Source organism: Alphaproteobacteria bacterium (assembly GCA_037146715.1).
Classification (GTDB): domain Bacteria; phylum Pseudomonadota; class Alphaproteobacteria; order UBA7879; family UBA5542; genus JBAWWO01.
Genome location: JBAWWO010000004.1, coordinates 19,907 through 41,354, shown reverse-complemented (window position 1 = coordinate 41,354; position 21,448 = coordinate 19,907). Strand labels below are relative to the sequence as shown.

Sequence of the window (21,448 nt, the reverse complement as noted above, 5' to 3'; positions counted from 1 at the left end):
TCATGATAAAATTTTCTTTATTTTTTTTAGCCCTCTTATCCTTAACAGCTTGTTCCCCCACCTTAAACACCCGGGGCAATTTTATTGATTTAGAAAACCTAAAGAAAATAAAAGTTGGAGAAACATCTCGAGGAGAGGTTCATGAAATACTGGGTCCGCCCTCAAGCCAGGAACTTTTCACTGGTAAAGGCTGGTATTATATTGGAGAACAAAACACCACCCGATCTTTCTTGGCCCCCAAACTGCTTGAACGCCACATCGTGTTCATTGAATTTGATAAAGCCAACATGGTGACCTCCATTAAGCAACTTGATCAACAAGGATATGATGTTTCTGTAAGTTCAGATAAAACCCCTACCTACGGAAAAGATCCCTCAGCTCTCTCTGAAATTTTTGGGAATATGGGACGTTATAACGACTCGAAGAAAAAACAATCTCAATAATGATAAGTTGTTCAAAATCTTGTTTTTCTGACCGAAAAGTCACAGCCTTTTCTTTGTTAGGTCTTGTTGGATTTGTTATTTCCCTGATGCTCTTCAATTCAGATCCCATAATGAGTGCTGACTCAGATGGGTATATTGGATTTGGCATTCAACGCCCCTTAGGATACCCCTGGTTTTTACGGGGTCTACAAACTTTGTTTCGCTCCTTTGCTTTGCTCCCCTATATTCAGCTGGCCGTTTACTGGACAGCGCTTACCTATTTAACGTTAGGATGCTTTAAAATAACGGAAAAACCCCTCTATATTGCCATGTTCTTTGTTGGCTTTGCGCTAAATTACCCTTTCATCAAAATGGCATTTTTCATTTTGCCAGAGTCTTTTTCAGCAGCCTTTTTGATGTTGATATTGGGGACACTGTTACGATTTTTCGATACCCAGAAACTCAAATATTTATTATGGGTAAGTTTCTGCATTGGTCTTGGTATTTTATGCAAACCTGTTTTTAAATTTATGCTTGTGGTTCCGATCCTCCTGTGGGCCCTGTTTTTCAGAAAGACTTTCTCTTTAATAAACCTTGGAAAAATTTATATGCCTGTTTTAGTCCTTTTCTTGCTAGGCAGCACCGGTCAATATATTAAAAACGACGTCTTCAATACAGAAGATTTTTTGGGTCATAATTTGCTTGGCAAAGCGGGCATTATTGCCAAAGAAGATACTCCATCAACCCTGCCCCAGTTCATGGAACCCTTTATTAAAGAATCCCTGAAGGTACAATCTGTCTTACAAAAGGCATCACAAATTTCATTAGCTGTAGAATTTTCTCTGGCCTGCCGTTTTTATGATGAAATGCGCTATGCTGTTTTAGGAAAAATCACTCAAGAGAATCACTTAAAGTTAACTGACCATGATCATAAAACCATTGCTCTTGAAATTATCAAAAACAATCCTTTAGGTTACGCAAAAGATGTACTGATGAGCTACATAGGAGCTTGGACCTTTCTAGAACTGCGCACAACAGCTCAAAATAGGAATATTTACGAATTCTTAGACTCTCATAAAAATCAAATTGAACCTAGTGTTTTAGATTACTTCCAAGGATTCCGTCACTTTAAAAGATACTATGGCAACACTATGGCTTATTTCATGCGCCTTGCCTTTGGTCTTGCTTTTTTAAGCAGCCTTTATTTTATTGGTCTTGGCTTTTATCGAGGATTCAAACAACTGTCTCTTTCCACCGCGGAACTCACTGGTTTTACAAGTGCTTGCATGATTCATGCCGGCTTTTTAGTCATCTGCTTGGTTCAAGCGGCTTTCCCGCGCTACACCCTCTTATTTTGGCCTTGTATCGTTTTCCTTCTTGTTTTAGGATTCAGAGAGTTAGTATTAAAGATATATCCACATTATGAAAAAGCCTGAAGTTGCTGTTTTGATCCCCTGTTATAATGAAGCCATTACCATTGCTAATGTGGTAAAGGACTTTCAGAAGCATCTTCCACATGCCAAAATTTACGTCTTTGACAACAATTCCACAGATGAAACCATGTCTTTGGCTCAAAAAGCAGGGGCCATTGTTTTTAGGGAATCCTACCAAGGAAAAGGCAATGTAGTCCGTCGCATGTTCCGCGAGGTCCAAGCTGACATTTATCTGATGGTAGATGGGGACGAAACCTATGATGCCGCAATTGCCCCCCAAATGATTCAAGATGTAGAAAATCATGCCTATGATATGATTGTGGGAATCCGGGCAGCCGACGACAAAGAGGCCTATCCTTCCGGCCACGCCCTGGGTAATAAGCTGTTCAATTGGGCGCTAAAAATCATTTTCAGAAGCCATTTTACAGATATTTTTTCCGGCTATCGGGCCTTTTCGAAAAGATTCGTTAAGTCTTTCCCCGCCCTATCTTCTGGGTTTGATATTGAAACTGAGCTTTCTATCCATGCCCTTGAAATGAAATGCCCTGTGAAAGAAGTATCCACAATCTACCGCAAACGGCCCGAGGGTTCTTACAGCAAACTCAACACTTGGACCGACGGTTTCAAAATTCTGTGGCGCATGGTTATTCTGTATAAAGAAATGCGGCCCTTTATGTTTTTCGCCCAAATTGGTCTGGCCATTTTTGCCATGGCTTTATTCTTAGGATATCCAATCGTGAAGAACTATATTGCAACCGGCCTAGTGCCCAGGTTTCCTACAGCTATTTTATCCGCAAGCCTTGTCATTATTTCATTTTTAAGTTTCACTTGTGGTCTTATTTTAGAAAGCCTTCATCAGGCACGACGTGAATTCAAAAGGTTGTTTTATCTCAATGCATAACCTGTTCAAAAAATTCTTTTTTCTTTTCGTTTTACTGCCGCTACTATCCTTTGCCTATGCAGATAAATACGCCAAAACCTTAGTCACGAAAAGCGGTGACACTTTTCAAATGATACCCCTTCAAAATACAAAGGAAGATCTAGATGGCTATATTGAAATTCTAACAGACCCTGACACTACCAGCACCATGCGTGATTTAAAGCCCTGGCCCATCTCCATGATTAAAAGCACCTTTGATTACTATGTAGCTTCTTGGGGAACCTTTGAGGATTTGAAAAAAATCGGCATCCAGCCCGACGTCATGGGACTTGCGTTTGTCGTCCATAAGAATGGTAAAGTTATTGCCTCAGGGGGTATTCAACGCTCTACAAGGGGGGAAGATCCCCCCGAGATTTACTTCGCCATTTTGCCCCCCTATCGAGCTAAAGGGCTAGGCACAGCCTTTGCAAAAGCCATTATGAAATTCTTTGAACAACAATTTGGCAAGCGGGTGATGGAAGCCATCGTTCGCCCCACTAATACGCCGTCAAAAAAGCTGCTTGCTAAACTTGGTTTTAAGCCCATGCTAGATTCCCACAGCAAGCCTATTATTAAAAATTTCCCCAACTGGAACAACACGGAATATGCCGTTTATCGGTGTACACCCTAACGACTACTCCACAGTAACGGATTTAGCTAGGTTCCTAGGCTGATCCACATCCGTTCCCATAAAGACGGCCGTGTAGTAGGCCAAAAGTTGCATAGGCAAGCTATACAGAATTGGCTGAACGAAGGGATGTAATTCTGTTAAAGCTAAGGAAAAGGAAGTTTTATCTTTGAATTGCTCAATCACTTCTTTGTCCCCAAACAAAATAATCTTCCCCTGGCGCGCAATGACTTCTTCCAGGTTAGAAACATTCTTGGCGAGCAACCGATCTTTCGGAATCAAAACAATGACCGGAGTTTGTTCATCAATTAAGGCAATGGGGCCATGTTTTAATTCGCCCGTGGCAAATCCTTCCGCATGAATATAGGAAATTTCCTTTAGCTTCAAAGCCCCTTCCAGAGCAATTGGAAACTGAGATCCTCGGCCTAAATAAATTAAGGTCTGAGAATTTTGTAGAAAGTGGGCAATCTTTTGAATGACATCTTGATGATTCAAAAATTCCGTCATATGGCGGGGCAACTGCATAAGCCCTTCTAGGCACTCTTTTTCCGCTGTCTTAGAAAGGATTCCCCGCAAGCGGCCAGCCATCAAGGCAAAACAAGCTAACACCGTTAATTGGGCTGTGAAGGCTTTGGTCGAGGCTACGCCAATTTCTGGACCCGCGTGAGTTTCTGCCAAGAAATCAACTTCTCGTGCAATTGAACTTTCCGGCACATTGATCACCCCAATGGTTTTGTGCCCTTGTTCTTTGACATGCCTCAAACAAGCCAATGTGTCTGCCGTTTCCCCTGACTGGGAAATAAAAATAGCTACACTGTTTTCAGGCAGCGGCGTATGGCGATATCTGAACTCTGAGGCAATATCAACCTGCACTGGAATGTGGGCATATTCCTCAATCCAATATTTAGCCACCATCCCCGCATAATAGGCCGTGCCGCACGCCACAATATAAATCGTGGATATTTTTTTGAAGTCCAAGGCAATGTCTAAATGAATTTCCTGGGCTGAAGGATTGACATAGGCTTGCAAAATATCCCCAATCACACCAGGCTGTTCAAAAATTTCTTTCAACATAAAATGGCGATATTCACCCTTACCAATCATAGCGCCAGATAGGGCTGTTTGCTTAATAGGCCTAGAAACCGGATTATTCTCATGGTCAAAAATTTGATAATTTTTTTGATGAATAACGGCCCAATCTCCTTCCTCTAAATAGGTAATTTGGGATGTAAACGGGGCCAAAGCCAATGCATCAGAGCCAATGAACATTTCGTCTGCACCGTGACCAATAGCCAAGGGACTTCCCCGACGAGCACAAATCAGAAAATCCGGGTGCCCTGAAAAAATAATGCCAATGGCAAAAGCCCCTTCTAATTTAGCCAATGTTTTTGCTGCAGCTTTTTGCGGGAATAAACCTTCCTTCAAAAAATCCGTCAACAGGTGAACAATCACTTCCGTATCTGTATCGCTTTGAAATTTGTATCCCTTGCCTTGTAAATCTTTTTTCAGTTCAAGATAATTTTCAATAATGCCATTATGAACAACAGCCACTTTATCGTTGCCATGGGGATGCGCATTGGCCTCATTCGGCACACCGTGGGTTGCCCAACGGGTGTGTCCTATACCAACGGTGCCTTCCACTGGACTCGCCTTAAGAGCAGCCTCAAGTTGCACAATCTTACCCACAGCCCGACAACGCTCAACGTGCCCATCCATTAACACCGCCACACCGGCTGAATCGTACCCTCGATACTCCAGCCGTTTTAAACCGTCGATAATAGCGGGAACAACGTTCTTGCCGCTTACAACCCCAATAATGCCACACATGGAAATTCCTTACTTTTTACGTTTGTCTCTAAACTTGCTTGCCCCTTGAGGAATGTTCTGTTGAGGCGCACGGGCAATCACTAAACTGTCTTTTGAAACATTTTCTGTCACAACGGAGCCAGCCCCCAAAATAGCATTATCTTCCACAACAAGGGGCGCCACCAGGGACGTATTAGAGCCCACAAAAACATTCTTGCCCAAGCGGGTTTCATGCTTGGAAAACCCATCATAATTGCAGGTAATAGTACCTGCCCCAATATTGGTGTTTTCCCCGATAGTAGCGTCACCGATATAACTAAGGTGACTCACCTTCGCCCCCTTATCCAGAGTTGATTTTTTAATCTCAACAAAGTTTCCGATTTTGGCTTTTTCGCCCACTTTTGTGCCGGGGCGCAAGCGCGCAAAAGGCCCTATCACGGCATTTTCTTGAATATGAGATCCCTCAATAACTGTAAAACTTTTCAGGGTTACCCCTTTTTCAATTACAGTGCCAGGCCCCACAGTAACAAAAGGTTCAATCACGACATCGGGACCAATTTTTGTATCAAAACTAAAATAAACTGTTGAGGGATCAACCAACGTAACCCCCAGCTTCATAAACTCTTCCCGCTTCCTGTCTTGAAAAACATGTTCAACCTCTGAAAGATCTTGGCGTGTATTTACCCCGCGCAATTCATCATAATGACGAATAATCACTTTGGATTGGTACCCGGCCTGATTCCCTAGTTCAATCAAATCCGTTAGATAGAATTCTTTGTTAGCATTGTGATTAGACACCTTCTTAAGCAAGGGTAAGCACACTTCATGACGAATCAGCATAACCCCTGAGTTGCACAAAGTATGACTTCGTTCCTCTAAGGTCGCATCTTTTGCTTCCACAATACGGTTAATGCGGCCTGTTTCATCGGCAAAAATGCGTCCATAGGATTTAGGATCTGTGCGATGCATGCCCAAGACAACCAAATGGTTGTGTTCTAGGGCTTCCAGCATCAGCCATAACGTTTCCGCTTCAATCAGGGGTGTATCCCCATAAAGCACCAAAATGGGGTCCTGATTTTCTTTAATATAAGATTCCGCTGATAAGACCGCATGGGCCGTTCCCAAGGGTGTTTCTTGAATGGCATGATCGATGGCATTTCCCAAAGTCGCTCGCACATCACCCATATTGGGCGCCGTCACTACACACACCTGCCCACACCCCATCGTTTTAAGGGTTGCCAGAATATGATACAGCATAGGTTGCCCCCCCACAGGGTGCAGAACCTTTGGCGTGTCAGACTTCATGCGGCTGCCTTGACCTGCCGCTAAAATAATTGGAAAAAATGGTTGCTTACTCATACTTTAAAAGTATGCAAAAAACACAGAAAATGCCAGAAGAATTATGCTCAAGAATTGTTACAGTATATTGCTGGGGGCAGAAAGTTATGGCTTTGCAAAAAATTTCCTTTACCAAACGCCTAACTCCCCATAGAATGGCTAAAGATTTTTAACCTAAATAGAAGGAGGGCGCAATGACAGCCCCATTAATGCCGAAAGCCACGGCTGTTTGGCTATTAGAGAATACAACGTTAACGTTCAATCAGATTTCTGAGTTCTGTGAAATTCACATTCTAGAAATAGAATCTTTAGCGGATGGAGAAGGCTCAATCCTGGGGTTTGACCCAGTAAGCAATGGCCAGTTGACCTTGGAAGAAATTGAACTTTGTATGACAGATTCAAGTCGCAAATTGGCTTTAAAGGGGCATTTGACCCAAAAAGAACGGCGCACATCGGGCCCCAAGTATACCCCCCTGAACAAGCGACATGACAAGCCTGATGCGGTTTCATGGGTGATTCGTAACCATCCTGACCTGACGGACAACCAAATCATCAAGCTTGTGGGCACGACAAAATCAACCATTGAAAAAATTCGTGGTCGAGGACATTGGAATATTCAAAACATTCGCCCGCGCAGCCCCGTTGATTTAGGTATTTGCACCCAGCGTGATTTGGACGATCTTTTGAGCAGAAATAAAGCAAAACAAGAACACTTGGCCGAAAAGTCTGAGAAAAAATCCAAGCCAAAGGTTGTTAAAAAGGCCCCAGTGAAAAAGGCAGAACCTAAGAAAATTGCCCCTAAAAAAGCACCCGCTAAAGCGGCTGTTAAAAAAGTTGCACCGAAGAAGCTAGCTGCCAAGAAACCACCTGTGAAAAAGGCTGCCCCTAAAAAAGCTGTTGCAAAAAAGGCAACTGTTAAGAAGCCGGCAGCGAAGAAAGCAACACCTAAGGCAAAAGCAAAGTAAGAGACAACTAGGCTCTTCCGTCATCCTTGAGCCCCCCCGTGCGGGAGGGGCGAAAGATCCAGTTTTCTTATTCTTGCCCCCCCGTTACTACTCACACCAGGATGGATTCTTCTCCGACCGTCGCCCCCCTCAATAATGACGGGGGTTTATAAAAATTTACAAACCCCCTTGACTGCCCCACTGCCCTTTGATACAAATCCTTCAAATAATTCAGTAATAAAAAAAAATAAAGGGGACTAGCATGAAAATTAAATTTCTTTCCACCACTCTTTTAGCGCTTACCTTAAGCACCAATGCCTATTCGGCAGCACAAGCTGATGAGGAAGCTCGAACACCTTCTCCCGCCCTATCACAGGGAAGTGGGACCTATGAGCTTTTAGAGTGGTTCAGTCCTCATCCTGAAGTGGCCTTAGAGAACACCTCTATTTTTATTAGAAAAGAAGATGGTATCCCCTATTGGAACAGTGAAGGAGAATTTGTGATCCCCGACACATGGCTTAGTGCTCAACTTATGATCCAAGATATGACGATTCCACCAAAGGGAACTGTAGGCTCTATTATTATAGAGGAAAATACAGAACTTTCCGGCCTATACGGTTTGATCTTCAAGGCTGACACCATTGATCAAAATGGAATTATTGAAATTGGGGGAAATTTACAGCTTAAAAACCATATGGAAACTGCTATTTCTGGTGGATTCACACTTACGCCACCTGAAGAGCTCGCAATGCTCCTCAAAGCAGCTGACAAGGCTGATGATGATGTGGAAGAAGATAAAACTATTGTTTTCGAAACTGTAGCCCCTGTGGATCCAAAGTTGTTGCAGACAGCGCCAGATGATCTTATTTTTTCTCTTGAGGGTTGCACTATTAATACCCCAATAGCAGAGAAATCAGAAGATGCGTCAGAGGAAAAAGCAGAGGATACTTCGGAAGAAGAGACGGCACTACAATAAGCACATCTCTGTAGTTCCGTCCCTTGGGCGAAACTCTCTAGTGCTAAGTTTGGCGCCCTTGCGAAGATAAAAGCAAATAAATGGTGGTACCATATATTTATATGAAGGTTTTATACACTTAGGCATGGTATCCATGGGCTTGTGGATTTCGTGGGTTGATTTGAAACGCCGACAGGTTCCGAATGGACTTTTGATTTCCTTGGGCATTTTAATTCTAGTGGGCACTGTAACAAATACCTTTTTAGTTCCCCATTTTATAGCTGCTGGCCTTACTTTTGCCCTTCTTTACGCCGTCGTAGTGTTTTTTCTGTACAGAAAACAATCTCTGATTCTAGGGGGCGGAGACTTGAAACTGATGCCCCTTTTGGCCTTTGCTTTGGGGCTGCACAACCTGCCCGTGTTCTTTGTGCTAAGTGGGATTATGGGGTTGTTGGGGGTGTGGACGAAAACCAGTACCTCGGCGGTCTTCCCTGGGCTTGCCCCGGGGAGCCATTCCGTTGTTTTAGTCCCGCGGGTAAAGCCCGAGGGATTTAGTAAAAATGTGCAAACACCCTTTGCCCCATTTCTATTCGCTGCTTTCTTTCTAACCCAACTTTTAGATCGACTCTATGCATCGTAAAAATCCTTATTTTCTGCTTCAGGAATCGCCTCTGCAAGATGAGGGTGACACACTGATTAGCAAAAAATTTCTGTCTCAAGATCAGTTGATTATTGCGCGCATTGAATCCCAGAATAGCCGAAGACCCCTAAAACAAGTGTTGCTAGATTTGGGCTTTTTGGAAGAAACGCACCTTAAAGACTTTTTTCATCAGACCCACAAAATTGAAACAGTTGATCTAAAAAACTTTGTGATTGAACACAACCTGATCAGACCATTTCCCAAAACTTTGGCTGAAAAATTAAAGGCCATTCCTTTATATCAAAAAGGGACTGAAATGGGTATTGCCATGGCAGATCCTACCCATCTTTTATCTTTGGATGAACTGCAGCATCATGTGGGGAACATCCTTGAAATCAAGCCCTATTTTGCCAAAGAATCCGCAATTTTTGAGGCTATCCAACAGCATTATGACCAAAATTTAGAGGTCACAGAAATTCTAAAGGAATTGGCTTCCCCCAAAGAAAATACCCTATCAGAAAGCCCTATTGTCCGGCTTTTTCAATCTATTCTTCTGGAGGCCATTCAAAAAAATGCATCCGACATTCACTTTGAGCCTGATGATTATTATGTACGCCTTCGATACCGTATTGATGGTGTATTGCATCCGGCTTTTCAGTTTCATAAAAATTTTTGGGAGTCCCTATGCGTTCACATAAAAGTTTTCTCTGGGATGAATATTGCTGAAAGCCGTTTGCCTCAAGCAGGTCGATTTTCTATACATGTGGCCGACCGCCCCCTGGATTTTCGTGTGGCAACACACCCAACTCGACAGGGGGAAAATATTGTGATCCGAATTTTAGACCAAGCCACAGCCTTGGTCCCTTTGGAGAACTTGGGTTTTTCAGAACAATCCCTAGACCTATTAAATCGTATTGTTCAACGACCTGAAGGCATGATCATCGTGACGGGTCCAACGGGAGTTGGAAAAACGACGACTCTCTATTCTTTGCTGCACAAAATTTCCTCTCCTTCCGTTAATATCATGACCCTAGAGCAACCTATCGAATACAAGATGCCTCTGGTGCGTCAAACAGAAATAAAAGAAGCAGGCGGCCTTACCTTTGCTGAGGGAATTCGATCTATTTTACGCCAAGATCCTGATGTAATTTTTGTAGGCGAAGTGCGCGATGCAGATACAGCTCAAATGGCTTGCCGAGCAGCCATGACAGGGCATCAAGTATACACAACCTTGCACACGAATAGTGTATTTGGTGTTGTCGAACGCCTGATGGACTTAGGGGTATCCCGCACTATTTTGGGAAATAATATAATTGGAATTTTATCTCAACGGTTGGTGCGGCGATTGTGTCCAACCTGCAAACAAGAAACAATCCTGACCCCAACTGAACAGGATCTTTTGGGCATAGAAAACGGACCCATCTATAGGGCTCACGGATGTCCAGACTGTTTTGAAACAGGATATAGAGGGCGCTTGCCTCTTGTGGAAATCTTGGAATGTTCTGGTGATATCAATCGCCATATTTCAGAGGATAAAGACTTGTTTTCTTTAGAAGAAAAAGCGAAAAAACAGGGTTTTAAATCTTTGAAAGAACATGGCATTGATGCTCTGAAGGCCGGAGAAACCTCCATGGAGGAATTGTTAAGAAATGTGGATTTTGGCTAGAGGGATAACCAAAAAATTTTCCTATAAGGGACTAGACCAAAAAGGTCAGGTGCTTCAGGGAACCCTCCCTGCCCTTACAAAAGAAGAGGTCCTGAATTTTTTGTCCCAAAAGGGGATTGATCTTATCTGGTGTCGACGACAGTTTTTTGCCCTGTCTCTGCTGCGTCCAAAACCCACAGAAAAAGATTTTGAACCCCTGTGCCTGTATCTTTTTTATTTGCTTAAGGGGGGTGTATCATTAAAAACAGCCCTTGAAGATTATCTGAAAATTTGCCCAAAAAAAATAAAACCCGCCCTTGAACAAGCCCTATTACAGCTGACCCAGGGCCAAAAGGTTTCCCAAGTTTTTGCAAACCTGATGCCCTTTCAAGGTCCTTATGTGCAAGGAATGTTAGAGCTGGCAGAATCTACGGGGAAATTGGCAGAATCTTTCCATAAAATCGCCCAGTATTTTAAGTGGGTACAGGCTTTAAAAAATAAGTTTAAATCTGTTCTAAGATACCCTCTGTTCCTGTTTGTCATGGTGGGGGGCATTCTGGTTTCTTTGTTCTATTTTTTACTACCGCAATTGCAAGATTTTTTTCTGCAAACCCACCAAAATCTTCCCCTAAGCACTCGTCTTTTGATAGGAACTCTTCACGGCTTTCAATCCTATGGATTATTGATTATTACTATTATGGGAGGAATGATTTTTGTGACTTGGTGGGCTTATACCCAAACTCGTTACAGACTTACTCTTGATCAGATTCTTTACAAAATTCCCCTGCTAGGAACTTTGTTAAAAGCGAAAGATCTAAGCTTTCAGTCTGAAATTTTATCCAGTTTATTTTCAGCCAAAATAGATATTTTAAGGGCCTTGGAAATTTTAGAAAAGCAATCTACAAACAGATTTTTAAAACAACGCACCCACTTTATTCAACAAAGTCTGCGACAGGGGAAAACCCTTGGGGAAAGCTTTGCCCAAACCGCCCTATATCCTCCCTTTATGATCCACTTGATTCAGGTGGGAGAAAGCACCGATAGTTTGGATGAAACGTTCGGCCATTTGCGAGGTTATTTTAACGATCACGTGAATGACACACTGTCTTTCCTAACGGACATTCTGCAACCTCTTTTGTTGCTTTTTTTGGGCGTTATTCTTCTATGGTTTGTCTTTGCCCTTTTCTATCCTTTTTATGAAAGTTTATCAGGGGTTGGTTTGTAATGATCAAAGCTATTTTCATTTTTACAGATGGCGGCGTATGGGCCAATTTTATTACCCAAAATCATCTGACAGATCCCCAATTTTTTGATGGCCTTCAAGACTTTAAAGCCTCTCAATTTAAAAAATATCTTGATACAAATCCAACTATTCCCTGTGTGCTGGTTTTAGACACCGCCTCTCAAAAATTTTCCATAGATAGTTTGGGATCTTTGAAAATATGGGATCAACTTCTATTGATGCGCAACCGAAAAAAGACTGCTCTAAGAGATCAGGATTTTGCTGGCTATAAACGAATCATGCCAAATTATTACCTAGGGGCCCGCGTTAAAACAACACCTGCCCTTAAAGAATGGTTTGATGATTTTAAGGAACAAAAAAGACCCCTATATAAAATTCTAAGCATGCCCGTTGCGTTGGCAGATCTTCCCAAAAAAGTGCTTCAAACTCCTTGGACAGTAGTAATTTATGGAGATGCCAAAAAGGGCTGCCGACACAGCATAATCTTACATGGTCAGTTCTACTTTGCTCGTTTTTTTAATATTGATCGCCCCGTAGGTGTCTTTCAAGAATTGGAAAATACTCTAGAATTTATTCATAAGCAAACAGGTATAAATCCTGAAAATATAAATATTCTAGATTTCACTCTGCCAGAAAATACTGGAAAATTAATGGCAGATTTGGGGTTAATTGGGTCGGGGGATTTTTCTCCCTATCATGTGCTGGGGTCCTTTTTTGTCTTTTGCGACTCTTCCTATCTGACACTCGAAAATACCCAGCTTAGTGCCCAATTAGTTCGGACCTGGATTCATCAAGCGACCACTTTTATTTCCACCGGGTTATTAGTTTTAAGCATCGTTTTTATTTGCCAGGGACTTATTATAAAACATGTTTTAAATGAACAACAGGAAACCCTAAAACTGGAAACACAGAAATTTTTGACAGCCTATGCTAGTCTAAAAAATAAAATTTCTGCCTATGATTCTCTTGTTGCCCAGCAGCCCCAAATTGAAAAGAAAGTAGAGTTTGTTGAGAGGTTGCGTCAACATCCGATCTAGTATGGATCCACAGGTCAAGACAGTGTAGGAAGGTGATAGCAAAATAACAATCTAAGTTTTAAACGTCCCACTCCCTCAACCATCCCTGAAACATCAAGATATTCCATAGAATGTGTTGCCACTGTCTCTTTTCGCTTAGGTGCTCCTGCCAATAATTTTCTACCCGTTCTGGATTAAAAAATCCCTGCTCTTTCAAATTTTTTTGTGACAAAAGATCATTGGCCCAGGGCTTAAGTTCGTGACGCAGCCAATCCCCATAGGGAATGCCGAACCCCATCTTGGGTCGATCAATCAAATTTTGAGGGATGTAGTCTGCCAATAAAGATTTCAGAATCACTTTGCCCTGCCCGCCCTGAATTTTATAAGAGAGAGGCAACTGCCAAGCAAATTCAAAAATGCGATGGTCCAACAAAGGCACCCGCGTTTCCAAGCTATTGGCCATAGCTGCCCGATCAACTTTGACCAAAATATCATCTGTTAAATAAGTCACAGAATCTGTCAGCATCATCCATTCTTGATAGGAAAGATCTCCTGCTTTAAGCGGACTATAAGAATTCTTTGAATGATTCAAAACCAGTTGATCTGGATCCCGTTCAGCTGAAATCAGGTAATTATAGACATCTTCTCTTGAGTTTGCCTTTTTGAAAAGATCTGACAATTTATGGGCCTTATCTCCCAGGGGGAATCCCCCCACTTGAAGCTGCTCAGGCACCCCTTTTAAAACATGGCCCATTACCTTGGGCAAAGGATTCGGCAGGTGTTTCACCAGATCCCAAATTTTTTGACCATGGAAATACCGCCCGTAGCCCCCAAAGAGTTCGTCCCCCCCATCACCTGAAATACAAACGGTCACATTTTTGCGGGCGATACGACTCACAAGATAGGTTGGGATTTGGGATGAATCTGCAAAGGGTTCAGAATAAATCTTTGGAATATCCGCCACAATATCCAGGGTTTCTTTTTGCGTTAAATAAACTTCTGTATGATCTGTTTTTAGGTTCTCAGCCACCTGTTTAGCATAGGGTGCCTCATCAAATTTGCTTTCATGGAAGCCAATGGTAAAAGTTTTAACAGGGTGCTTAGAAACACTTTGCATAAGAGCCGCCACCAAAGAGGAATCCACCCCCCCGGACAAAAAAGCCCCAACAGGAACATCTGCCACTTTTTGCAAGGAAATGCTTTCCTTTAATTTGTCTGCCAGCATGCTTTTGGCTTCAGAAAAAGAAACCTGAAGCTGGTTATTGCGGGACCTTTCTGCCTGATCAACTGCTGACCAATACACATGAGATTTGGGCTCTAAATTCTCATGAATTTCCAAATACGTTCCCGGTTGAACTTTCCAAATATTTTTAAAAACTGAGGCTGTGCCTGGTATGTACCCATATTGAACATAGGGTTTTAAAATATCTTCATTCACCTGAAAATCCCATAAATCCTTTAAAGGTTTTAAAGCTTTCAATTCCGATGCAAAAGCCAGTATTCCTTTTTGAATGCCATAGTAGAGGGGTTTTTCCCCAAACCGATCCCGTCCCAAATACAGGGTTTTTGTTTGCCTGTCCCACAGGGCAAAGGCAAACATGCCCACACTTTTGGAAAGGGTTTCTTGAATACCTAAATGTTCTAGGCACTCCAACAAAATTTCCGTATCACTGTGCCCCCGAAAAGCACTAGAAAAACCCCGTTCAATTAAGGTTTTTTTTAGGGAAAGAAAGTTATAAATTTCCCCATTAAAGGTGATGGCAAAACGGCCGGACGCCGAAAACATGGGCTGATGCCCCGCAGGAGATAAATCAAGAATGGAAAGACGTGTCTGACCAAAGGTAACAGATTCTTCTGTCCACAAGCCCCCATCGTCGGGGCCCCGGTGATGCAAAAGTTTTTGCATTTGACGAGGAACCTCTTCAGAAATTTTCCCAGCTCTGGGACCGTAGAAACCAAAAATACCACACATATTATTTCAAGGTCTCCTGATACAAACTTTCATATTTTTCCACAATCATCGGCAAGTCATAATTTTCTTTTAAGTGTTTTTCACTTTTTTGAATATATTCTTTTTTTTGCGCATGAGAAAAATTTAAATATTTTAAAATTTGCTCCGCCATTTTTTCGTAGTCCCCTGGCTTAACAACTGCTCCTAAAGAGCCAACTATTTTTTGGCAATCCCCAACATCTGTCACAACACAAGGAATGCCACATGCCATTGCTTCCCCCACAACATTAGGGAAACTTTCCCCCCATGATGGCAAAACAAATACATCAAAGGCCGGTAAGACTTCTGATGTTGGCCTATTTTCCATATATAAAACATGAGTTCTAATATCTGTGCGCCCCAGATCACGACAGCCTTTCCCTATCAACAAAAAAACAACATCTTTTAAATCATTTTTAGAAAGAATTTCAATCACCTTTAAAAAACCTTCTTGGTTTTTAATGGGATGATGCCGGGCAATCATACCCACAATTTTCGTGTCAGCATCTAATCTTCTATCTTGTCTAAATTGATCATAAATTTTCTTGGATGCTTTGAAAATTTTTAGGTTAAATCCGTTGGGAATAACCACCGTCTTATCAGAACACCACCCCATTTGTTCATGCTGTTTGGCCGCATAGAAAGAATTATAAATAATGCGGTCTGAGGTGTTGGAAAAATAAGACCCCATCTTGATCAGTATTTTTAACAAACTGTTTTCATATTGAAGACCATCTAAACTGGCCCTGATATTAAAAAGCAGCTTGGCTTTTAAGGAAAATATTTTGAAAAGCATGCCAAAAAAAATCGCATGATACATCCAACATTGAATGATATCTGGTTTGTGTTTCTTGATGATTTTGGAATAGATGGAAACCCCTTTAAAAAAAGACAAAATACCCGTCATACTCAATGCATAAACGGGGATTCCCAAAGCTTCTATTTGATCGCCATAAACCCCTTTCGTTTGCAAAGAAACAACAATATTTTCAAACTTTTTCCGGTGCCCGTGCTCTAATAGCTTATAGAGCATTTCTTCTGCCCCACCCTGATTCAAACTTGTAATAATATGGCAAATTTTTTTCATAGTAATTCTTCCTTAGATAGAAATCTAATAAAACCAATGTGACAGGATGAATACTGTTTTTGATGCACTATCTGACAATTGTTAGGCACAACAAGATCTTCTTTCAAGCCGATTTCCACAACCCCCAAACTGTTGGGGTGGACCCAACCCCCCTGTTGCAAAACATCAACTGTTTTCGAAATTAGGTTTGTATCATAAGGAGGATCCATAAAAACCAGATCAAAAGGACTGAAGGTATTTTTTTTCAAAGAAATAATATCTTTTTGTAAAACAAGCGCCTCAGGAACATTTTTAAGATTTTGCTTCAAAACAGCAACCACTTCACTTGCCTGATCAATAAAAACGGCGTTGGGGGATCCTCTGGAAAGAGCCTCAAACCCCAAGGCTCCCGTTCCTGCATATAAATCTAAAACAGATGTTTCAAAAAAGTTAATTTTAAACCTATTTTCCAGCACATTAAAAATAGCTTGCCTTATATGGCCCAAAGTTGGTCTGGTATGGCTGCCCAAAGGACAGGCTAATTTTTTCCCTTTGAATTTTCCACCCAGAATTTGCATCAAATTTCCACCGATTCTTTAACTTCCTTGCGGGCAATGAAATAGCTGCTGACTAAAATAATAAAGCCTCCCATAATGGTTTGCCAACTAGGAGTTTGGGCAAATATTAAAATACCGAAAATGGTAGAGAATATAATTTTCAAATATTCGAACCCAGACAAGAAGTTAAGTTGTCCACGACGAAAGGCTTGGATGTAACTGTATTGGGCGATAAAGGAGCAAACCCCCATCAGCAGAATCCACCACGCGCCCTCGACATTCACGGGATGCCACGCTGCCCAGAAAAGGTTTTGTGCTGCTGGAAAATAGGGAATAGCTAAAAAATAGATTCCCAAACACGTAACCGTCGCAAGACCTGAATAAAAAACTGATAACAGAGGAGCATCTGTATCCGTTAGCTTCTTTAAATGAATGCTGGACGCTGACTTCAAAAGCACGCTAATAAGCATAATCAGCTCACCAAACTCAAGCCGTTCATAAACCGGGTCAATAATCAGCCAAACCCCAACGTATCCCAAAATTAACGAAAACCAGCGATTGGTTTGAATTTTTTCTTTCAAGAAAAACATGGCCATCACAGGCAGAACTAACCCATAAGAAAACTCAAGAGCACTAGCCTTTGACAAAGTCAACACACGGTACGCATAAAACATACAAATCATGGCGGCCATTCCAAAAACAACCCGATAAAGCTGATTGCCAGGTTTTTTGGTTTGAAACCCTTTCATCCCATGCCTTAGCAGCAAGGGTGCTACCGCAACCATCACCAAAAGACTCCGCAGAAAATTTAATTGTAGTGTTGGGTAAGAAGACTGAGCCTTCACGATTACCATCATAACCACAAAAGAAAATTTGCAGATTAGAATCCAAAATATGGCCTGAGTTTTCATGGACTTTGAACGTAAATATTCGTGCATTAAATTAAATCCTTCAACTCATAAATCAAATTCAGGGCGTCCTTGGGGGAAAGATCGTCCACTTGAATAGTCTTTAGTTTTTCTTCTAGTTTTGATTCTTTTTGTGTGGGTTCTATGTGATCAAATAAAGGCATAGCGTGTATGTTGACTGATTTTTTTTGAAAGTCTTTTGAATCTTCAAGTGCCGCCAAAACACTTTTCGCCCGAGCGATAACGGCCTTAGGAAGCCCTGCAAGTTCCGCCACATGAATACCATAAGACTTATCAGCACACCCTGGGATAATAGTATGCATAAAAATAACTTTATCCTCCCATTCTTTTATTTTAATGGTATAGCAGCTAAGATGTTTTAAAGACTCTGCCAGAACAGTTAACTCATGATAATGGGTCGCAAACAAAGTTCTGCATTTTTGTTTTTCATGCAGATATTCCATAGTAGCCCAAGCTAAAGAGAGTCCGTCATAGGTTGAGGTCCCTCGGCCAATTTCATCTAAGATCACTAAAGACTTAGAAGTTGCTTGATTCAAAATGGTGCCCGTTTCAACCATTTCCACCATAAAGGTTGATCGACCCCGCGCCAAATCGTCAGAGGCCCCAACCCGGCTAAACACCTTGTCAACAATGCCAATATGGGCTTCATCCGCTGGCACATAGCACCCCATCTGGGCCAAAATCACAATCAAAGCATTCTGTCGAAGGTATGTGCTTTTGCCTGCCATGTTCGGACCCGTTAAAAGCCACAGATAATTTTCAGAATTCAAATCACAGTCATTGGCGATAAATTCTTCATTTTGCCTTTTCAAAAATTGTTCAACAACCGGGTGGCGCCCCCCTTTAATCAGCAAGATTTCCCTTTCCAAAATCCTGGGTTTTTTATAGTTATATTCCTGGGCCAAGGTTGCAAAGGAAAGAATTAAGTCTACGGTCGCCAGGGTTTGACACATCTGCATCAGATCTTGTTGCTGTTGCTGAATGTCGCGCACCAAATCTTCAAAAATAGTCAACTCCAAAGCCAGTACTTTTTCAGCGGCTGAGTTTACTTTTTCCTGCAGTTCGGAAAGTTCTGCCGTACTAAAACGCATACTGTTAATCAAAGTTTGGCGATGGAAAAACGTATCTGGCACCCGGTCCTTATGAATACTGGTGATATCAATGTAATACCCTAAAATATTATTATATTTAATCTTTAAAGACCCTATCCCCGTTTCTTGAATATACCGAGTTTGCAAGGCAGCCATAGTCTGCTGACTTCCATCCTTAAGATCACGTAATGCGTCCAGTTCCTGCATATAACCGGGGGCAACAAAGTTTCCTTCTCTGGCCAAAACAGGCAGGCTTTCTCCCAAGGCGTTAGACAATTTAGCTAGCAGCGTTGGGTGCTCTGACAAACGGCCATCCATTTTATCTTGGAAAGGTAGTAAAATTTCCCGAATCTTACTGGCAATTTCCAACATAGTACGAATGGCCCCCAGATCTCGTGGACCTGACCGACCCATAGAAAGACGGGTTAGAATGCGCTCTCCATCTGGCATTTTTTTCAGTAAATCTTTTAAAGAATCCCGAAGGAAGGGCCTTTCAAGAAACCACTCTACCTGATTTAATCGATGATCAATTTTTGCCTTATCGATAAAGGGAAAGGCCAGACTTCTAGCCAAAAGCCTGCCCCCCGCCGCCGTTAGAGTTTTATCAATCGTAGACAGCAAACTGCCAGATCTTTCCCCCATTTGGGTGCATTCTAATTCCAAATTTCTTCTGGTTGCCGCATCAATATGCAAAAAAGAATGTTGGTGCATTTTTTGGGGGGCTTGTAACCGAGGGAACGAAGATTTTTGCGTCAGTTCAACATATTCTAAAATGGCTCCACCGGCCATAATCTCCAGGTCCGTGAAATTACCAAAAACTTCCAAAGCCTTTGTGTCAAAAAAAGTTTCAAGCCGTTTTTGTCCATTTTTCAGATCAAATCGCACATCGGGTTGGGGGGTGATTTTATTTTTATAAACCTTAAAAACCTCATAAAGATCCGGGTGTTTCAGCAAATTTTGGCTCACCAAAATTTCTTTTGGGTCCAGCCTATATAGCGCCGACTCTAGCATGGGCAGGGGAACAGATTGCAAAATGAATTCCCCCGTTGAAATATCAACACAGGCAATACCGATCGCATTTTTCTGTTCTTTCATGGCTAGCAAGAAATTGTTATGGCGTCCTTCCAGCAAAGCATCTTCCGTTAAAGTTCCGGGCGTAATCACCCGAATAACGTCTCGCCTAACAATGGCCTTGTGGCCACGCTTTTTGGCCTCTTCAGGCGTTTCCATTTGTTCGCAAATAGCCACTTTGAACCCCTGGTTGATCAGGCGGGCGATATAGGCTTCCGACGCATGAAAAGGAATACCGCACATGGGCACATCTTCCCCCTTTTGCGCCCGTCGGGTCAGGGTAATAGTCAAGGCCTTTGCAGCCATTACTGCATCCTCAAAAAAAAGTTCGTAAAAATCACCCAGCCGGAAGAGTAAAAGAGCCCCCGGATATTGCTTTTTGACCTCATGATATTGCTGCAACATGGGGGTCATGCTGGCCGTATTTTCTGTCGGCGCCACAAGCGGTGAAATGTTAGTCGAATTCATCATGGATCCTAATCTATTCCATTTATAACATTCTTAAAAGAATTTATTTGCTGGATAGAAAGCCTTTCATTCTACCATGAAAATTCAAATTGCCAATTTGAATTTTCATGGTAGAATGCAGTTATGATGAAACAATTAAATCGCTCAGAGTTATTAGCCCGCATTGAAAAAGCGTTTCATGTTAACCGAATCGTTTGTCTTATTGGCCCCCGCCAATGTGGCAAAACAACACTCGCACGACATTTATGGGGAAAAGAAGGCAAAACGCGGCAAGATCCTGGGTATTTTGATTTGGAAAAGCCATCGGATCTTGAAGCTCTGCAGACGCCAGACTTAGTGCTTCCCCGTCTTAAGGGACTGATTGTCATAGATGAAATTCAGCGTAGGCCCGATCTTTTTACCTATTTGCGATACCTGTATGATGAACAGCTTGATCAAAAGTTTTTAATATTAGGCAGCGCTGCAAAAGAATTGATTCAACAATCTTCAGAAACTTTAGCAGGCCGTATTTCATACATCGAAATCACCCCTTTTTCCATCAATGAGGTTGATAACTGGCAGAGGTTATGGACCCAAGGAGGATTCCCCAAAAGCTATCTTTTAGAAAGCAACGAAAGTTACGATTGGCGAGAAGGCTACATGCGCACCTACGTAGAACAGGATCTCGCCAATTTGGGATTTTCTTTCCAGCCAGAAACCCTTAGAAAATTATGGTTTATGCTTGCCCACTATCATGGGCAGACTTTAAATGCCTCAGAATTAGCCAATGCCTTGGGCGTAAGTCAGCCGACAATTATCAAATATTTATCCTATTTGAGCGGATCCTTTATGATTCGTCAGTTAAAACCATGGTTTGAGAATCTAAAAAAACGACAAGTGAAAAGTCCTAAAATCTATTATCGAGATAGTGGCCTTTTGCACTATGTTTTTGGCATTAAGAATTATAATGAAATATTTACTCATCCTAAGAGCGGTGCCTCCTGGGAGGGTTTTGCCATGGAAGAAATCATTAAATTTCACCAAGACGATGGCCATAATTGCTATTTTTGGGCATCTCACAACAAAGCCGAATTGGATTTGCTTATTTTGAAAGATGGAAAACGAAAAGGATTTGAATTTAAATTATCCGACGCCCCGAAATTGACCCCTTCTATGGATATCGCCATGGAGGACTTAAAGCTAGATTCCCTGCAAATAATTTATCCAGGCACCACATCCTATTTCTTAAAAGACCGCATCGAAGTGTGCCCTTTAACAAAATTCACCCTGAAAATTTAAATTGCCAAT

Annotated in this window: 18 protein-coding genes; 11 read left to right on the top strand and 7 right to left on the bottom strand. The window is 41.9% G+C overall.

The features are described 5' to 3' along the window. Positions 1-2: 2 nt before the first annotated feature. The 4 genes from bamE to WCG05_02395 are packed head-to-tail and all read left to right on the top strand — an operon-like array spanning position 3 to position 3,405. On the top strand, positions 3-443 hold the full coding sequence (gene bamE, locus WCG05_02410) for an outer membrane protein assembly factor BamE (protein MEI8320850.1): 441 nt from the start codon (positions 3-5) through the stop codon (positions 441-443). Further along, positions 443-1,858: a hypothetical protein gene (locus tag WCG05_02405; protein MEI8320849.1), complete on the top strand. Its 1,416-nt coding sequence runs from the start codon at positions 443-445 to the stop codon at positions 1,856-1,858. Before bamE ends, WCG05_02405 begins: the two co-directional genes overlap by 1 nt. Further along, complete coding sequence (locus tag WCG05_02400) at positions 1,845-2,756, top strand: glycosyltransferase (protein MEI8320848.1); 912 nt, start codon at positions 1,845-1,847, stop codon at positions 2,754-2,756. The genes WCG05_02405 and WCG05_02400 overlap by 14 nt, the downstream gene beginning before the upstream one ends. Further along, positions 2,749-3,405 carry a GNAT family N-acetyltransferase gene (locus WCG05_02395; protein ID MEI8320847.1) on the top strand — a complete coding sequence of 219 codons (657 nt, stop codon included), beginning with the start codon at positions 2,749-2,751 and terminating at the stop codon, positions 3,403-3,405. Before WCG05_02400 ends, WCG05_02395 begins: the two co-directional genes overlap by 8 nt. A 3-nt stretch (positions 3,406-3,408) precedes the next feature. Here WCG05_02395 and glmS read toward each other — a convergent pair whose 3' ends face one another. Beyond that, the gene (gene glmS, locus WCG05_02390) at positions 3,409-5,229 is read right to left on the bottom strand and encodes a glutamine--fructose-6-phosphate transaminase (isomerizing) (protein MEI8320846.1); all 1,821 of its coding nucleotides are present in this window, start codon (positions 5,227-5,229) and stop codon (positions 3,409-3,411) included. A gap of 9 nt (positions 5,230-5,238) precedes the next feature. Next, positions 5,239-6,567 carry a bifunctional UDP-N-acetylglucosamine diphosphorylase/glucosamine-1-phosphate N-acetyltransferase GlmU gene (gene glmU, locus WCG05_02385; GenBank protein ID MEI8320845.1) on the bottom strand — a complete coding sequence of 443 codons (1,329 nt, stop codon included), beginning with the start codon at positions 6,565-6,567 and terminating at the stop codon, positions 5,239-5,241. Between the two features lie 173 nt (positions 6,568-6,740). On the opposite strand from glmU, the gene WCG05_02380 reads away from it, so the two are divergent. From WCG05_02380 to WCG05_02355, 6 genes are all read left to right on the top strand, one after another. Then, positions 6,741-7,511, top strand: coding sequence for a cell cycle transcriptional regulator TrcR (locus WCG05_02380; protein ID MEI8320844.1), 771 nt, complete (start codon positions 6,741-6,743; stop codon positions 7,509-7,511). Between the two features lie 241 nt (positions 7,512-7,752). Continuing rightward, a complete protein-coding gene (locus WCG05_02375; protein ID MEI8320843.1) occupies positions 7,753-8,466 on the top strand; it encodes a hypothetical protein in 714 nt (237 codons plus the stop codon). 133 nt (positions 8,467-8,599) lie between these two features. Continuing rightward, positions 8,600-9,085 carry an A24 family peptidase gene (locus tag WCG05_02370; protein ID MEI8320842.1) on the top strand — a complete coding sequence of 162 codons (486 nt, stop codon included), beginning with the start codon at positions 8,600-8,602 and terminating at the stop codon, positions 9,083-9,085. Further along, a complete protein-coding gene (locus WCG05_02365; protein ID MEI8320841.1) occupies positions 9,075-10,751 on the top strand; it encodes a GspE/PulE family protein in 1,677 nt (558 codons plus the stop codon). Before WCG05_02370 ends, WCG05_02365 begins: the two co-directional genes overlap by 11 nt. Continuing rightward, positions 10,735-11,955, top strand: a complete 1,221-nt coding sequence (locus WCG05_02360; protein ID MEI8320840.1) for a type II secretion system F family protein — start codon at positions 10,735-10,737, stop codon at positions 11,953-11,955. Before WCG05_02365 ends, WCG05_02360 begins: the two co-directional genes overlap by 17 nt. Further along, on the top strand, positions 11,955-13,010 hold the full coding sequence (locus WCG05_02355; protein MEI8320839.1) for a hypothetical protein: 1,056 nt from the start codon (positions 11,955-11,957) through the stop codon (positions 13,008-13,010). The genes WCG05_02360 and WCG05_02355 overlap by 1 nt, the downstream gene beginning before the upstream one ends. 58 nt (positions 13,011-13,068) lie before the next feature. On the opposite strand, the gene asnB is transcribed toward WCG05_02355, so the two are convergent. The 5 genes from asnB to mutS are packed head-to-tail and all read right to left on the bottom strand — an operon-like array spanning position 13,069 to position 20,164. Then, positions 13,069-14,961 carry an asparagine synthase (glutamine-hydrolyzing) gene (gene asnB, locus WCG05_02350; GenBank protein ID MEI8320838.1) on the bottom strand — a complete coding sequence of 631 codons (1,893 nt, stop codon included), beginning with the start codon at positions 14,959-14,961 and terminating at the stop codon, positions 13,069-13,071. A 1-nt stretch (position 14,962) separates the two neighbouring features. Then, a complete protein-coding gene (locus tag WCG05_02345) occupies positions 14,963-16,066 on the bottom strand; it encodes a glycosyltransferase (protein ID MEI8320837.1) in 1,104 nt (367 codons plus the stop codon). Further along, positions 16,063-16,623, bottom strand: coding sequence for a 16S rRNA (guanine(966)-N(2))-methyltransferase RsmD (rsmD, locus tag WCG05_02340; protein MEI8320836.1), 561 nt, complete (start codon positions 16,621-16,623; stop codon positions 16,063-16,065). The genes WCG05_02345 and rsmD overlap by 4 nt, the downstream gene beginning before the upstream one ends. Next, a complete protein-coding gene (locus WCG05_02335) occupies positions 16,623-17,540 on the bottom strand; it encodes a DMT family transporter (protein MEI8320835.1) in 918 nt (305 codons plus the stop codon). The genes rsmD and WCG05_02335 overlap by 1 nt, the downstream gene beginning before the upstream one ends. Further along, positions 17,540-20,164 carry a DNA mismatch repair protein MutS gene (gene mutS / locus WCG05_02330; GenBank protein ID MEI8320834.1) on the bottom strand — a complete coding sequence of 875 codons (2,625 nt, stop codon included), beginning with the start codon at positions 20,162-20,164 and terminating at the stop codon, positions 17,540-17,542. Before mutS ends, WCG05_02335 begins: the two co-directional genes overlap by 1 nt. Positions 20,165-20,284: 120 nt before the next feature. Here mutS and WCG05_02325 point away from each other — a divergent pair, with 120 nt between their 5' ends. Further along, a complete protein-coding gene (locus WCG05_02325; protein MEI8320833.1) occupies positions 20,285-21,439 on the top strand; it encodes an ATP-binding protein in 1,155 nt (384 codons plus the stop codon). Positions 21,440-21,448: the final 9 nt, after the last annotated feature.

Coding starts and splice junctions, on each gene's coding strand:
- mutS (MEI8320834.1), bottom strand. CDS start 20,164: ATGATGAATTCGACTAACATTTCACCGCTTGTGGCGCCGACAGAAAAT.
- WCG05_02360 (MEI8320840.1), top strand. CDS start 10,735: ATGTGGATTTTGGCTAGAGGGATAACCAAAAAATTTTCCTATAAGGGA.
- WCG05_02370 (MEI8320842.1), top strand. CDS start 8,600: ATGGGCTTGTGGATTTCGTGGGTTGATTTGAAACGCCGACAGGTTCCG.
- WCG05_02345 (MEI8320837.1), bottom strand. CDS start 16,066: ATGAAAAAAATTTGCCATATTATTACAAGTTTGAATCAGGGTGGGGCA.
- rsmD (MEI8320836.1), bottom strand. CDS start 16,623: ATGCAAATTCTGGGTGGAAAATTCAAAGGGAAAAAATTAGCCTGTCCT.
- WCG05_02400 (MEI8320848.1), top strand. CDS start 1,845: ATGAAAAAGCCTGAAGTTGCTGTTTTGATCCCCTGTTATAATGAAGCC.
- asnB (MEI8320838.1), bottom strand. CDS start 14,961: ATGTGTGGTATTTTTGGTTTCTACGGTCCCAGAGCTGGGAAAATTTCT.
- bamE (MEI8320850.1), top strand. CDS start 3: ATGATAAAATTTTCTTTATTTTTTTTAGCCCTCTTATCCTTAACAGCT.
- glmS (MEI8320846.1), bottom strand. CDS start 5,229: ATGTGTGGCATTATTGGGGTTGTAAGCGGCAAGAACGTTGTTCCCGCT.
- WCG05_02355 (MEI8320839.1), top strand. CDS start 11,955: ATGATCAAAGCTATTTTCATTTTTACAGATGGCGGCGTATGGGCCAAT.
- WCG05_02325 (MEI8320833.1), top strand. CDS start 20,285: ATGATGAAACAATTAAATCGCTCAGAGTTATTAGCCCGCATTGAAAAA.
- WCG05_02380 (MEI8320844.1), top strand. CDS start 6,741: ATGACAGCCCCATTAATGCCGAAAGCCACGGCTGTTTGGCTATTAGAG.
- WCG05_02335 (MEI8320835.1), bottom strand. CDS start 17,540: ATGCACGAATATTTACGTTCAAAGTCCATGAAAACTCAGGCCATATTT.
- glmU (MEI8320845.1), bottom strand. CDS start 6,567: ATGAGTAAGCAACCATTTTTTCCAATTATTTTAGCGGCAGGTCAAGGC.
- WCG05_02375 (MEI8320843.1), top strand. CDS start 7,753: ATGAAAATTAAATTTCTTTCCACCACTCTTTTAGCGCTTACCTTAAGC.
- WCG05_02365 (MEI8320841.1), top strand. CDS start 9,075: ATGCATCGTAAAAATCCTTATTTTCTGCTTCAGGAATCGCCTCTGCAA.
- WCG05_02405 (MEI8320849.1), top strand. CDS start 443: ATGATAAGTTGTTCAAAATCTTGTTTTTCTGACCGAAAAGTCACAGCC.
- WCG05_02395 (MEI8320847.1), top strand. CDS start 2,749: ATGCATAACCTGTTCAAAAAATTCTTTTTTCTTTTCGTTTTACTGCCG.